The 12,969-nt window shown below is 56.9% G+C and carries 13 protein-coding genes; 3 read left to right on the top strand and 10 right to left on the bottom strand.

Features of this window, described 5'->3' with window-relative positions; genetic code table 11:
- The first annotated feature begins 21 nt into the window (after positions 1-21).
- Positions 22-876, top strand: coding sequence for a 3-deoxy-8-phosphooctulonate synthase (kdsA, locus tag OK412_RS09845; protein WP_010669989.1), 855 nt, complete (start codon positions 22-24; stop codon positions 874-876).
- A 60-nt stretch (positions 877-936) separates the two neighbouring features.
- On the opposite strand, the gene chaA is transcribed toward kdsA, so the two are convergent.
- Positions 937-2,028: a sodium-potassium/proton antiporter ChaA gene (gene chaA, locus OK412_RS09840; protein WP_010669990.1), complete on the bottom strand. Its 1,092-nt coding sequence runs from the start codon at positions 2,026-2,028 to the stop codon at positions 937-939.
- Positions 2,029-2,401: 373 nt separating this feature from the next.
- Here chaA and chaB point away from each other — a divergent pair, with 373 nt between their 5' ends.
- Positions 2,402-2,632 (top strand): putative cation transport regulator ChaB, encoded by a 231-nt coding sequence (chaB, locus tag OK412_RS09835; RefSeq protein WP_010245846.1) that lies wholly within the window; start codon positions 2,402-2,404, stop codon positions 2,630-2,632.
- On the opposite strand, the gene OK412_RS09830 is transcribed toward chaB, so the two are convergent.
- Complete coding sequence (locus tag OK412_RS09830; protein ID WP_033771581.1) at positions 2,622-2,810, bottom strand: hypothetical protein; 189 nt, start codon at positions 2,808-2,810, stop codon at positions 2,622-2,624. The genes chaB and OK412_RS09830 overlap by 11 nt on opposite strands.
- A gap of 48 nt (positions 2,811-2,858) precedes the next feature.
- Between OK412_RS09830 and OK412_RS09825 the strand changes: the two genes are divergently transcribed.
- Positions 2,859-3,533 carry a gamma-glutamylcyclotransferase gene (locus tag OK412_RS09825; RefSeq protein WP_164480396.1) on the top strand — a complete coding sequence of 225 codons (675 nt, stop codon included), beginning with the start codon at positions 2,859-2,861 and terminating at the stop codon, positions 3,531-3,533.
- 73 nt (positions 3,534-3,606) lie between these two features.
- Here the strand turns inward: OK412_RS09825 and OK412_RS09820 are convergent, their stop codons facing one another.
- From OK412_RS09820 to OK412_RS09785, 8 genes are all read right to left on the bottom strand, one after another.
- Positions 3,607-5,034, bottom strand: coding sequence for a serine/threonine protein kinase (locus tag OK412_RS09820; protein ID WP_264353118.1), 1,428 nt, complete (start codon positions 5,032-5,034; stop codon positions 3,607-3,609).
- A gap of 44 nt (positions 5,035-5,078) precedes the next feature.
- Positions 5,079-6,032, bottom strand: coding sequence for a hypothetical protein (locus OK412_RS09815; RefSeq protein ID WP_010245838.1), 954 nt, complete (start codon positions 6,030-6,032; stop codon positions 5,079-5,081).
- Between the two features lie 14 nt (positions 6,033-6,046).
- The gene (locus OK412_RS09810) at positions 6,047-6,823 is read right to left on the bottom strand and encodes a PP2C family protein-serine/threonine phosphatase (protein WP_010669994.1); all 777 of its coding nucleotides are present in this window, start codon (positions 6,821-6,823) and stop codon (positions 6,047-6,049) included.
- Positions 6,820-7,956 carry a type VI secretion system-associated FHA domain protein TagH gene (gene tagH, locus OK412_RS09805; protein ID WP_010669995.1) on the bottom strand — a complete coding sequence of 379 codons (1,137 nt, stop codon included), beginning with the start codon at positions 7,954-7,956 and terminating at the stop codon, positions 6,820-6,822. The genes OK412_RS09810 and tagH overlap by 4 nt, the downstream gene beginning before the upstream one ends.
- Before the next feature lie 36 nt (positions 7,957-7,992).
- On the bottom strand, positions 7,993-8,691 hold the full coding sequence (gene tagF, locus OK412_RS09800) for a type VI secretion system-associated protein TagF (protein ID WP_010245828.1): 699 nt from the start codon (positions 8,689-8,691) through the stop codon (positions 7,993-7,995).
- Between the two features lie 13 nt (positions 8,692-8,704).
- Positions 8,705-10,819, bottom strand: coding sequence for a type VI secretion system membrane subunit TssM (gene tssM, locus OK412_RS09795; protein ID WP_033771588.1), 2,115 nt, complete (start codon positions 10,817-10,819; stop codon positions 8,705-8,707).
- On the bottom strand, positions 10,819-12,036 hold the full coding sequence (gene icmH, locus OK412_RS09790) for a type IVB secretion system protein IcmH/DotU (RefSeq protein WP_010669997.1): 1,218 nt from the start codon (positions 12,034-12,036) through the stop codon (positions 10,819-10,821). The genes tssM and icmH overlap by 1 nt, the downstream gene beginning before the upstream one ends.
- A gap of 85 nt (positions 12,037-12,121) precedes the next feature.
- A complete protein-coding gene (locus tag OK412_RS09785; RefSeq protein ID WP_010245819.1) occupies positions 12,122-12,613 on the bottom strand; it encodes a hypothetical protein in 492 nt (163 codons plus the stop codon).
- Positions 12,614-12,969 lie beyond the last annotated feature (356 nt).

Genomic DNA, 12,969 nt, shown 5'->3' with positions numbered 1-12,969 from the left:
ACCCACTGAAAAGGAAAGGGCATGACACAGAAAGTCGTGAGTATTGGCGATATCAAAGTCGCAAACGATCTGCCATTTGTGCTGTTTGGCGGGATGAACGTACTGGAGTCGCGCGACCTGGCGATGCGCATCTGCGAACACTACGTTACCGTCACCAGTAAGCTTGGTATTCCTTACGTATTCAAAGCGTCATTTGATAAAGCGAACCGCTCCTCTATTCACTCCTATCGTGGCCCTGGCCTGGAAGAGGGAATGAAGATTTTCCAGGAGCTGAAGCAGGCTTTCGGCGTCAAAATTATCACGGATGTGCATGAAGCGTCCCAGGCGCAGCCGGTCTCTGAAGTGGTTGATGTGATCCAGCTGCCCGCGTTCCTGGCGCGTCAGACTGACCTGGTTGAAGCGATGGCGAAAACCGGCGCGGTCATTAACGTCAAGAAGCCCCAGTTCGTCAGCCCGGGTCAGATGGGCAACATCGTTGATAAGTTCGCTGAAGGTGGCAACGAGCAGGTCATCCTGTGCGATCGCGGCAGCAATTTCGGCTACGACAATCTGGTTGTCGATATGCTCGGCTTTAACGTGATGAAGAAAGTCACCAAAAACAGCCCGGTGATTTTCGATGTGACCCATGCGCTGCAGACGCGCGATCCGTTTGGCGCAGCATCAGGCGGTCGTCGTGCTCAGGTGGCTGAGCTGGCGCGTGCCGGTATGGCGGTCGGCATTGCCGGTCTGTTTATCGAAGCGCACCCGGATCCTGAACACGCCCTGTGTGACGGCCCATCCGCGTTGCCGCTGGATAAGCTGGAGCCATTCCTGGTGCAGATGAAAGCGATTGACGATCTGGTGAAAAGCTTCCCGGAACTCGATACCAGCAAATAAGTTTGCTGCAAAAAAAAGAGCGATGATTCGCTCTTTTTTTTCGCCTGAAATCCGGTGACGTTACAGCATGATGGTCATCAGATAACCGATAAACAACGCCAGATGCGCGGCTCCATTCAGTACATTTGTGCGTCCGGTCGAGAAGGAGAGCTGACAGAGAATCAGCGACGCCATCATAATCACCATCTGCGGCGGCTCCAGACCAAATATCAGCTCCTGTCCGGTCAGGGTGGCGATAATGGTTACCGCCGGTACCGTGAGTGAGATGGTCGCCAGCACCGAACCAAAGAAGAGGTTCATGGCGCGCTGCACCTGATTCATCAGCACGGCCCTGATCGCCCCCAGGCCTTCCGGTGAGAGGATCAGCAGGGCCACCAGGAAACCGGTAAACTGTGCCGGTGCATTCAGATCCGTCAGCAGGCTTTCCAGCGTATTAGCATTCATCTTGGTCACGGCAATGACCGCAATCAGATGCACGATCAGCCAGCTGGTATGCCAGAAGCTGCTGTGGGCAGAGGGTTTGCCATGATGCGGGTCGCCATCATCGCTCTCATCTTCATGCTCATAGACAAACAGGCTCTGGTGGGTTTTGGTCTGAATCAGCAGGAACACGCCATACATCGCCGCTGAAATCGCCGCGATCAGCAGTGCCTGAGTGACAGAGAAATTACCGCCCGGCAGTGCGTTGGGAAACACCAGCACCAGAATCGCCAGGGGAAAGATAGCGATCAGGTATTGCTTCACGCCCGCCAGATTCACGTATTGCGTCGCAAACTTATTACCGCCCAGCAGCAGCGCAAAGCCAACCAGTCCACCGGTTACAATCATCACGATCGAATAGAGCGTATCGCGCATCAGCCCGGGTGCGGCATCGCCGGTCGCCATCAGCGCCGAGATCAGGCTCACTTCCAGAATCACCACGGACAGACTCAGGATCAGAGAGCCATAGGGCTCGCCCAGCCGGTGCGCCAGCACGTCGGCATGTCGTACAACGCTAAAGGCACTGCTCAGAATGGCAACCAGCGCCACTAAGTTGATACCGACTACAATCGGAAATGATGTGGTTGCACCAAAAAAATAGAGTATACCCAGCGTGATAAGGGGAAGTATCAGCGAGAATTCCTTGTGACGTGTTTTTTCATGTGAAGGCATTCACCATCCTCTCTGGTTAATGATTATCCGGACACAGCGAGTGCTGCTGTTAGAAATATAATCAGTTTTAGGGCAGGGCGCAGTTTATCTTTTCACCGGTCCGAACGGGAAAAATTTACTGCTTTTTACTTAAATGCAATAAATGGTCGAAGCGGTATTAACCTGAAGTTATCTCAAATATTGCAATATTAATCAGGCCACAACAATTTCTCTTTAATCATCTATCTGACCGCCAAATGCCGGAAAATCTGCTTATCATTGTAACTTGTGTGGCCTGTTTCTGGTTTTTAATTTGAAGTGGAGATAAGTGGCTGTTTGTATTTTTGTTCTGTTGCGCCAGGCTTAACAGGAATCCATAAACTGAGGAGCCGTTATGCCTTACTCTAAACGAACCGACTTACCTGACAACGTAAAACACGTGCTTCCCGCGCATGCGCAGGATATCTATCAGCAGGCATTTAATAGCGCGTGGGAAGAATATAAAGAGGCTAAGGATCGACGCGGCGATGATTCGCGGGAAGAGGTGGCGCACAAAGTCGCCTGGGCAGCCGTAAAGAAAGAGTATGAGAAAGGTGATGACGATAAGTGGCATCCTAAACGTTAATGCCGTCGCTAGCCTGTTCACGCCAAAGGGCCAGGATTATCTGGCCCTTTTTTTCATCTTCGCTATAAGGTTTATCTGGTTTTTTTTGACCTGCGACCGGAATCACGCTTGTAACCCCGCGCGGAAATAGATTAATGTCAATTTGATGAACGAAACGCAGCGCCGTTTTGGAGATCATGTTACAGGAGCCATTCTGCAGGACGCCGTTGACGTTGAGGAGGTCGCATTGCTTACCCGGGAATTTCTATTAAAAGCGGATTGTAAAACGTCGTTCGGGGATATCGAAGAGGCATTGCTCTGGAGTTGCGAGCAGCGCGCGGCCTCGCTGGCAGCCACGCTGGCCTGTCGTCCCGATCACAGCCCGGTATGGATCTTTGGTTACGGCTCGCTGATGTGGAACCCGATTTTTGAGGCGGATGAAGTGGCGTCCGGTTCGCTGGAGGGCTGGCACCGTGCTTTCTGCCTGCGGCTGATTGCCGGACGTGGCACCGCCACGCATCCCGGTCGCATGCTGGCGCTGAAGCAGGGCGGCAGAACCACGGGTCTGGCGTTTCGTCTGCCGGAAGAGCGGCTGCATGAAGAGCTGGCGCTGCTGTGGAAGCGTGAGATGATCACCGGCTGCTATCTTCCAACCTGGTGTGAATTACAGCTGGAGGATGGTCGCAGCGTCACTGCGCTGACCTTTATTATGGATCCGCGTCATCCGCTGTATGAATCGGACTCCTGCCCGGAGGCGATTGCGCCATTAATCGCCGCGGCCAGCGGCCCGCTCGGCTCGAATGCGCAATATCTGTTTGCTCTGGAAGAGGAGCTGACCCGGCGCGGCATGGAGGAGGAGAGTCTGAGCCGGCTGGCCCATCAGGTGCGCACACTTCAGCAAGCCTGCCTGAAGCAGGCCTGAACCGGGGCTTAACCAGAGTAAAAGGGCGCGACACTGTCGCGCCCTTTTACGAGTCGACTGCGGATTACCGGGCTTAGTTACCCGGATTAATCAGCCAGGTGCCGGGCTTATCGATGTTCAGGGATTGAGTGTGCGTCTCACTGCCATTCTTAACATCAATTTTGTACTGTCCCGCCGCCAGATTCAGCGCGGCAAATCCACTGCTGCCCGGTTTTACCTCGACCGGCTGTCCGTTAAGCACCACGCTTTCACCGCTCTCCAGCTTAAGATAGACGGTCGCCAGCGCGGCCGGAACGGCAGCGGCTGACGGAATCGATGCGGGCGCCTGCGTCATGGCTGAGCTGTTGTTAACCACCTCTGGTGTGGCACTGTGGCGATTCGCCAGCCAGGTGGCGACAACCACGGCCAGAATAGCCACGGCAGCCAGACCCAGCAATCCAGGCGACAGTTTACGCACCGTGCGCGGCGTCACCGGCTCGGCGGACGCGGCGGCATGATTCATCGCCATCACCACCGGCGCAGCAGCCTCAACCGGCTCCTCGACCGGCAGAGCAGGCGACTCGCCCGGCACCGGGAAGCTGTTTACCACCGCTTCCACATCACTGACCGGCAGATCAATCAACGCGGCAAAGGCATCAATCGTTTGTGGGCGATCGCCTGGCTTCATTGCCAGCGCGCAGTCAATGGCATGCAGCAGCGGCAGTGAGTAGCCTTCTGGCTGGCGTTCCACCAGCGGCTGATAATTATCTTCAATGCAGCGCACCACGCTGACCGGCGGCGGATTACCGGTAATCAGGTTATGCAGCACCGCGCCCAGGGCGTAGATATCGGTCCACGGCCCCTGTTCAACTTCACCCTCTTCGCTGTACTGCTCAATCGGCGCAAAGCCAGGTTTAAGCATGATTTCCGTTTCGTCAGAGAGGTTGCCAATCTCTTTACGCGCCGAGCCAAAATCGAGCAGAACCGGCAGCTGGTTCTCCTGAATCTGAATATTGTCGAGCGAGATATCGCGATGCAGATAGCCGGCCTGATGGATGGTGCTGATGGCACCCAACAGCGGCGGCAGCAGGCGGCGGATCCAGGCTTCAGTGATCGACGCCGGGCTGGTTACCTGCCACTCTTTCAGCGTCATACCGCTGTAGTAGAGCGTGCCCATATAGGCTGTGCCGTTCTGCTCCCAGAAGCGCAGCACGTGCAGCAGTCCCGGATGATTAAAGCGGGCCAGCAGACGCGCTTCCTGAATAAAGCTGGTGAGCCCGGCATTAAACAGCTTCTGGAAACGCTCACCGCGCAGCTCCAGCGTTAAATCGGCGGCACGGACTGCCAGCGACACCGGCATGTACTCTTTGATTGCAATAGTGCGTTCAAGCTGGTGATCCCACGCGCGATAGACGATGCCGAAGCCGCCGCCTCCGATCACTTCCTTGATCTCAAACTCATTGAAACGGTATCCGTCAGGCAGGGCATTCGGAACGGTTTTCGGATTATCATTTGCCGACATAGTGAACTCTCTGTACACGGCCTGCTCGCCAGGCTGCGCGGTAATTAATTGATGTTACGCCAGGCACCAATGGCAGGATCAACCAGATCCGCGTGCAGGGTGTCGATGAGTAACACATTCACTTTTTGCTGTGGCATGAAATAGGGCGCCCAGTGGCTGCGCAACGTATCAACTCGCGATTTCACAGCGTCAGCATCCTGCTGCGCAGCATTCTTATCCATCTTTATCAACAGGGCACCATTGAAGCGCCAGACATGTTGTTTGGCATCAAAGGGCAGCACCAGCCAGCTATCATTCGCATCCGGGCGTGTCACAATCATGCGCTGATTGTTCGCGGCGATAACCTCCAGCTTGCTGTCCGGGATCGTCAGATTGGCGATGGGATAGCCCTGATAAAAGGTGACTGCCACCGGCGTTGGGTGGTCAGGGGTCGCCAGCATCAGCTCACTTTTGCCTTCTGCCCAGCCATCCGGTGAGCACTGCTGCTTGCTGACATCCGGGATAAACAGGGTCTGGGCATTTTCATCCCAGGCGGTGCGAAAATGGCAGCCGCTGGGGAGATCAAAATGTTGCAGCGGCGTACTGTTGGCGGGCCGAGACAGGTCAAGCGGTGCAGCATTACTCTCACTTGCGCTGGCGGTGGCATCTGCCATCACGATAGGACGCCAGTTCTGCAGCTTACTGGCGCTGCCGCTGGCCAGTACGCCACCCTCTTTACTGGTCATCTGCCAGGGCAGCTCGTCCAGTAATCCGCACTGATTAGCGAGCAGGGTGCCGACGCGCGGTAAAAAGGTGGTCAGCACCGCCGAATCCTTACTTTTGCCGGAGACGATGCGCAGTGGCAGCGTCTCTTTGCACCAGTCGTCAGGCGCTTTACTCACCACATTATCGATATAGACCTCCAGCGCCAGGCTGGGGGAGTAGACAACCCGATAATTTTCAGCCTGGGCGTGAAAGGCAATCAGCAGGGTGATGATGCCGGGCAACCACAGTTTCATAAGGATCCTTGGAATCAAAAACGAGGCGGCAGAAAGCGCGCCGAATCAGCCAGTGAATAGAGCAGCGTTGCCTCCTCCGGCTCACCAATCCAGACCGCCAGTGCGCTGAGATTATCTTTCTTAACGTTGCGGCTCACCGCCTGTTCCATCAGAGCCAGCCACTCTTCGCAGGCATTCACCATGCGCAGCGCCTGTTCCATTTCATGACTGGCCAGATTCAGCCAGAAGCCATCGGTGCAGACCAGAAACGCGTCGCCATCCTCCAGCGCAATCTCCTGCGAAAAGCTCACTAAGCGAGGCGGTTCAGCGCCGAGCGCATTATAGAGTAAATTACTGTTAATGCCGGTATTTTCATAGCCCGCTTCTTTCAGCTGCTGGGCCAGACTGTGATCGCGAGTGACCTCATGAAGCACGCCGCGGCGGAAGTGGTAAACCCGGCTGTCACCGGCATGCGCCCACCATGCGCGCTGTTTTTCACGGTCAATAAACAGGGCCGCCAGCGTGGTGCTCATGCGTGAATATTTCGGATTTTTACCCTGTGCCTCATGCAGCGCTAAGCGGCACTGTTCAATCGCCTGATGGGTTATCTCCGGCGTCAGGTCGGCGTGCGCCTGTAACTGGCTCAGCAGGGTGTCACGCACCAGCTGTGCCGCCATCTCGCCGCCGGGCAGACCGGCCACGCCATCGCAGACCACAAAGCAGGCTTTACGCTCATCCAGCTCTGCGCCGGTGCGATCCTGATTCTCATCGCGTAGCCCCTGCTGGCAGCGGCTGGCAAAAACGATTTTCATGGTTCATCTACCCGCGTCTGAGAGTCCTTGTACTGATTCACCTCCATGTCATAGGCATGGAGAAAGGCCTCGCCAAACAGCGTATGGAAATCATCTTCGATCTCTCCGGCCGTACGCTGATAATTACGGGTGAAGTAGTCCCACAGCGCCGCCTTCTTCATGGCGGAAAAGGGCATTTTTGACACCACGCCATCGGCACGCGCCTGCTCCTCCAGCCGCTGCGGATTAAAGGATTGCAGCATCGCCGCAATAATGGCGCGGATACCGGCAATCATCCCCAGCTGGTGGGCCTGCAAATCGACCAGGGCATCGCGTACCGCCTGTTCCGGCGGCATAAACCCGGGCATCTGGCTCTGGTACATCTGCATCAGCACGGTTTTGCCGGAGGGCAGGATCTTGAACGGATTGTTGGCCTCATTCAGGATCATCGTCATGTCCGCTTTGACACCACGCTTGAGAATGGATCGCGAAGAGAGCAGCGCGACAGTGCCCTGGGAAAAGAGGCTCAGCATCCGGCCAGTAATGCGCATCTGCTCTTCATCCACCGGCGTGGCGTGACCGTTGCTCAGCCCCATCCCCTCCAGCAGTGCGGCGATCAGCCGATCCTGATCCACCGGCTGCGCCGTCAGCGCCCGACGCGGCTCGCTGGCCTGGGGATCGATAGCCAGTCGCGCATCGTTGTGGCGCTCGTGGCGTGAGGGCGTTGCCTCACTGACCAGCAGCCGGTCCTCAACCTCATGATGTTCGTGGATGCCCAGCGGATTTGCGGGCTGAGCGCTGTCGCCAGCAAACAGCGCCAGCGGATCGCTCTGCGTGTCGTGGCAGGCGGGGTCTCGTACTTCCAGCGCATAGTCACCGATGCGCAACGCATCGCCATGCTTCAGCACGACCTGCATGCCGCGACCCAGGGTAATGCCGTTATGCTCCACCGGGGTCACGCTGCCCTGGTTCGTCAGACGGCACTCCCCGTCATGCGACAGGTGAACCAGCGCCTGCAGACGCGAAATGGCCCGAGTCTCATCTGGCAGCACCAGATCGTTGTCCTGACTGCGGCCAATGGTGCCGCCAGGCGGTTGAAACGCGACGCTTCTGACCGGAACATCCGTAGTGCATTGCACAATGGTAAATTGCATGAGTTATCCCAGATTGAACGGCAAACGCTTCCGGCCTCACTCGAACATCGGAGGATAGAGGCCATTACGTCCCGGCTGTGAACCTGCCGCCGGGTTAAACAGTAACGAAAACAGTTGCGCGGTGAGGTTGCCGCTGTGCTTGTGGGTCGCGTGGGCAAAACCATCACTGCGGTTACTCCACCAGTAGCTCATATGCTGCTGAGGGTCGAAACGTTCAGCCACTTCACGCCAGCTCAGCGTGCAGGGCAGATCCTGAAAACCGATCACATCCATGATTTCAGAGGGCTTCCTGGCCGGCACCAGCAGCGGTGGTAAAGCCTGTATCTGCTGCTCTAACTGCTCGCCGTTCAGCGGTGTCTGAACCGCCCGTAACAGTGTCGCGCCCAGATCCTGAAACCAGTCGCCGGAAATGGTCAGCTGAGCAGGATGCCACTGAGCCAGCGTGAAGCTGTGCAGGGCCAGCAGCGGCCAGGCGCGTCCGACGCGGTCACAGGAGGGCAGCAGACAGCCCATCTGTATCTGCGGCCGGGTCGCGGTAACCGGCAGCACAAAGTTCCACACCGGCGCATGGAGAAAGTCCGCGCTGTAGGAATACGCCTGCTGATGCCAGTGCATTAATCCCTGCTGGAACCAGTGATTCCACGGGCTAATCTGTTGCTCGCTCAGTCGATGGTGCAGAAAGTCACCGGTCGACGGCAGCTTGCCATACCAGCCGGGGGCCGTGTAAGCAGCCATGTTCACCTCACCATTACTCGCTATGCGAGTTTGATTGCGGGGCCGGGTGCCGCGGCGCTACCGCCAGCATGCCGCCCGCCTGGTCCGCAATTTTCAGATTCTCTGCAAGCTTGCGCATCATCAGTGCATTATCACGTGCATAAGGCGACGACTGAATCTGCTGATCCAGCAGCTGGCTCAGGTGCCAGTCAAGCTGCTGCAGGTCACGGGCGCTTACCGTATCGGGCAGTGAGCGCTGTAAATTTTGCAGCAGCCAGGCCCGTAAAAATTCGCCATCATAATTACGCGGTTGATAGAGCATCTGATAGGCGCGCAGCGCATTGCGGCTGTAGGCGTTATCATCACCCGGGTCGTTGCGCAGGATATTCGTGATCTGCTGCGCCACACGCGGCAGCAACAAAGACTTAAGCGCATTTTGATAAAGCACCCAGGCGGCATCGCTAATCTGATTACCCCGGTATAAGCCCGCCCGCATAGTAAGCGGCGGATTATCGAGGGAAAAGCGCGCCGAGAGCGGCAACTTCACCAGGTTATTCAGAAAGGGTAGCAGATCAAAAATATTATCAGCAGGCTGATGAATCACCTGCTGACTTTGCTCACGGATAAGCGGTACCCGTGCGGCTACCTGCTGCAGATACTGTTGATTCTGGTAGTAACTGATGCCCCACAGGCTGGAGGCGATCAGCAGGGCGCCTGCCAGCACGCCGTAGCCAATCCAGTGGAACAGCTGATTACGGTACTCCCAGCGGCGATTACTGCCGGCCAGGCCGCTCTCTTTGAATATCAGATCGCTGAGCAGGTCACGAATAAAGAAGCTCTGGCCTTTGTTACCGGGAATCGGACTGTTGCGATTAACGCTGTCCCAGGCCGCGATCGAGTGATCGCCCGCCTGACGCAACTGCAGTTTGCGGCTCAGTTCACCCATCACCCGATCAAACGGCAGGCCTTCCTGCGTTCCGCTGGTGAAGAAGAGGCCGCGCGGGCTCCAGGCGACCGCATCCTGGTGATCAGAAAAAACGATATCCAGATATTCGTTCAGCAGTGGACGCAGCGAGGCGAACTCCTGCGGGAAGAGGAAGCACTCAGCGCGCTCGTTCAGGTCGCGCTCATGGGTCATCTGCTCCGCCAGTTGTTGCTGGAGCTGCTGTTCCAGCCGCTGAAACTGCTGGCCAAAATGGCGATGCCAGTCATCTTTGTGCGGCTTGCCCAGCTCCCAGTTAAACGTGAAGCCCCAGATAGCATCTCGCCGCGCTTTATCAATCGAGCCGAAGTAGCTCATAAAGCCTTTCAGCAGATCGGTTTTGGTGACCATCACATAAACCGGGAAGTGAATACCGGTCTGCTGATGCAGTTCTGCCATGCGCTCTCGCAGCGCGCTGGCCTGGGCGAAACGCGCCTCGGCTGAATCACTCAGCAGATCGGCGACGCTGATGGTCATGATCACACCGTTAATCGGCTGGCGGGTGCGATAGCGTTTCAGCAGGTTGATAAAACTGTGCCATTCCGCGGCATCTCGCACGCGCTGGCTCTCCTGCAAAGCATAACGACCGGCGGTATCAATCAGCACCGCGCTGTCAGTAAACCACCAGTCACAGTTGCGGGTGCCCCCGACGCCGCGGACCGCATTTTTGCCCAGCGTATCGGTCAGCGGGAAATCGAGGCCGGCATTAAACAGCGCGGTGGTTTTACCGGCGCCGGGCGCACCCATGACCAGGTACCAGGGCAGCTGATAGAGATAATTAGCGTTAAAGCGTGAGAGCAGGTTCCCGCTGTGACGACGGCCAAACTGGGTGCGTTTCAGCTGCATCGCAGCTTCGCTGAAGCGCTGGTTGAGCCGCTCTTCGGTCATCTGACGTTCCGCCGGGTCGTCGTTGCCCGACAGCTGAAGCTGGGTCAGTAAGCGGCTGTTGAACCAGGCACGATAGAGCGACGGGATCAGCTGGAACAGGATCCAGAGAAAATAGAGGGCGCTCACGGTGAGCTGGCGAGGCAGCACGGGTTCCAGTGGGCGCGATTCGCCCCATGACCAGAACGGCCCCAGCATCCAGACCAGACAGCTCAGCGCCGTGACGCCAATAAAGCTCCACAGCAGGCGATGCGTTAGCAGCAGGCGAAGGGAGGCGCGCATTATTGTGCTCCTTGATGATTACTGAGCGTTTCAGGCGCGGCAAACAGGGTGATTTCAACGCGGCGGTTGCGGGTCCGGTTTTCGCTGCTGTCGTTGGGCAGCAGCGGATCGCTGTCGCCGCGGCCTTCAGAGCGAACCGTATGACCGTCAGCCAGTTGCAGTTGTAACAACTGGGTGATGGCGCGGGCGCGGGCAAATGAGAACTCATAGCTGGAGGCAAAGCGGCTGTTATCCACCGGATGATCATCGGTAAACACCGACACCAGAATGGTCCCTTTGACATCTTTCATCGCGGTTGAGACGCGGGCCAGCAGGGCGCGCCCCACCGGATTGATCACCGTGCCCTGTTCGGCGAACAGTTTGTCTGCGGGGATGATCACTTTGCTGCCAAAGGCACCATCGCTGACCTCGAGCTGCCCGGCTGCAATCACATCATTCAGGCGCTGACGCAGATCGAGCAGCGCCTGCGGGGAAGAGGGACGACGGCCCGCGGTAATCTGCGGCAGCGGCGTCTGATAGATGGTACGCAGCAGCGGTTCGGCGGCATTGCCGAGACGCCAGTTCAGGCCGCTGTAGATCAGGCAGCCGATCAGCGCGACCAGCATGGCACAGGCCCAGAGCGGCACCATCGGGCGGGCGAGGGTGCTAACCAGCGGATGCACTTCAACCAGTGGCGGTTGCGCTGTCTGGCGCTGGGCACGCGTTTCGTCAATCAGGGTTTTCAGGCGTTTACGGATACCATCGCACTGGGCGCGACCATTTTCACTGCCGCGATAGCGGCCTTCATAGCCCAGCAGCAGGCAGTATTGCACCACTTCCAGCAGCCAGAGGTGTTGTTGCGGGCTTTGTGAAATGCGCGACAGCAGTTGAAAGAATTTCTCGCCGCCCCAGCTTTCATTATGGAAGGTCACCAGCATGCCGTTGCCAGACCAGACGCCGCGCGTGCCCCATGGGGTTTGCGCCGCCGCTTCATCGAGCGCGCTGCAGATGCAGTAACGCGCGCCGATAATCATCTCAAACGGCAGCCCTGCCTGTTTACAGCGTTGTTCAAACTGGCGGATTTCATCGATCAGAGACTGGCGCAGACCCGCAGGGTCATCGTGGGTGGCTGCCTGACGAATTTGCACCACCGCGTTCAGCAGTGGCGCCGCAGCCTGAAGTAAGAGATTCTCATTGCCTGAGGGGGTCGCCTCACGCGCAGGGGATTCCACAGTCATTAATTCGTGATCTTCCAGCCAATGGCAAATCCCTGTACCCGCAGCCCGGGACGGTTCTGCGGGCAATATGCGCCGGATTTCATATTCAGTCTAAGATCCAGGTCGCGGTATCGTTAGTCCGGCAGGCTTTGCTGGCGCCGCCGACGGCCACACAGACCTGTTTCGTTTTGCGGGGACGGGGACGATCGCTCTGCACGGTGGCATCATAACGGCTGCTCTCTACACCCGCTTTTAATGGCACATAACCGATCAGTGGGCCGTCAGCCTGGTCAGCAATCGCCAGCCAGCTGTGTTCCACATTACCTAATACTTCGAACGGTTTACCCGTTTCGAGATAGCGAACCACTTTGCCGCCGTAATCAGGCGAGGTCATGACGGATGCGCCATAAAGCGCCCGCCAGGTCTGATTGACCGGCTCAAATTCAGTCGGTGCCGCGACAGCGTGTCGATGGACCAGTTTGACGCCGTTAATTTCGCTGGTAACCAGCGTATCGTCAGTGACGGGCGGCGGCGGGGCCTTACAGCCTGCCAGGGTAAGAACCGCCAGCAGCGTTAACGCAAGACTCTTTTTCACCATGTTCCTCGTGATCTCATCAAAGTATCTGCATATTGCCAGGCCCGATGCCAGGAGGCGATCTTTATCGCGCCGCATCGTGCCGAAATTCTGTTTTTAAAAAAAGGGTCAGATTACATCGGGATAGTAACGCATTCAGTTTACCTAAGACTTTTGAGAATTCAAACCATTGCACCCGCGGCTGATGCGTGATAGCAGGCGCTTTACGGGCGGGTTTCGGTATAAGAAAAGCGCCAGGTAATGTGATAGTTAAATCGAACTGAATTATCGCAGAGACAAACTGGTTGAGAACAGTGCCGCGCATTCTGACATGCAATGAATCCGATTGGAAACTATTAAGATTTACTAATAACTTGTTG

The sequence above is a fragment of the Pantoea sp. JV6 genome (assembly GCF_025910055.1).
GTDB classification, from domain to species: domain Bacteria; phylum Pseudomonadota; class Gammaproteobacteria; order Enterobacterales; family Enterobacteriaceae; genus Pantoea; species Pantoea agglomerans.
The sequence above is the reverse complement of the archived record's forward strand: the minus strand, read 5'-3'. Positions and strand labels throughout refer to the sequence as shown.

Bases quoted from the DNA above. Each gene is read 5' to 3' on its own strand.
- OK412_RS09785 (WP_010245819.1), bottom strand. From the start codon at position 12,613: ATGGTGAAAAAGAGTCTTGCGTTAACGCTGCTGGCGGTTCTTACCCTG.
- tagH (WP_010669995.1), bottom strand. From the start codon at position 7,956: ATGCAATTTACCATTGTGCAATGCACTACGGATGTTCCGGTCAGAAGC.
- tagF (WP_010245828.1), bottom strand. From the start codon at position 8,691: ATGGCTGCTTACACGGCCCCCGGCTGGTATGGCAAGCTGCCGTCGACC.
- OK412_RS09815 (WP_010245838.1), bottom strand. From the start codon at position 6,032: ATGAAACTGTGGTTGCCCGGCATCATCACCCTGCTGATTGCCTTTCAC.
- kdsA (WP_010669989.1), top strand. From the start codon at position 22: ATGACACAGAAAGTCGTGAGTATTGGCGATATCAAAGTCGCAAACGAT.
- icmH (WP_010669997.1), bottom strand. From the start codon at position 12,036: ATGACTGTGGAATCCCCTGCGCGTGAGGCGACCCCCTCAGGCAATGAG.
- OK412_RS09830 (WP_033771581.1), bottom strand. From the start codon at position 2,810: ATGATCTCCAAAACGGCGCTGCGTTTCGTTCATCAAATTGACATTAAT.
- tssM (WP_033771588.1), bottom strand. From the start codon at position 10,819: ATGCGCGCCTCCCTTCGCCTGCTGCTAACGCATCGCCTGCTGTGGAGC.
- chaA (WP_010669990.1), bottom strand. From the start codon at position 2,028: ATGCCTTCACATGAAAAAACACGTCACAAGGAATTCTCGCTGATACTT.
- chaB (WP_010245846.1), top strand. From the start codon at position 2,402: ATGCCTTACTCTAAACGAACCGACTTACCTGACAACGTAAAACACGTG.
- OK412_RS09820 (WP_264353118.1), bottom strand. From the start codon at position 5,034: ATGTCGGCAAATGATAATCCGAAAACCGTTCCGAATGCCCTGCCTGAC.
- OK412_RS09810 (WP_010669994.1), bottom strand. From the start codon at position 6,823: ATGAAAATCGTTTTTGCCAGCCGCTGCCAGCAGGGGCTACGCGATGAG.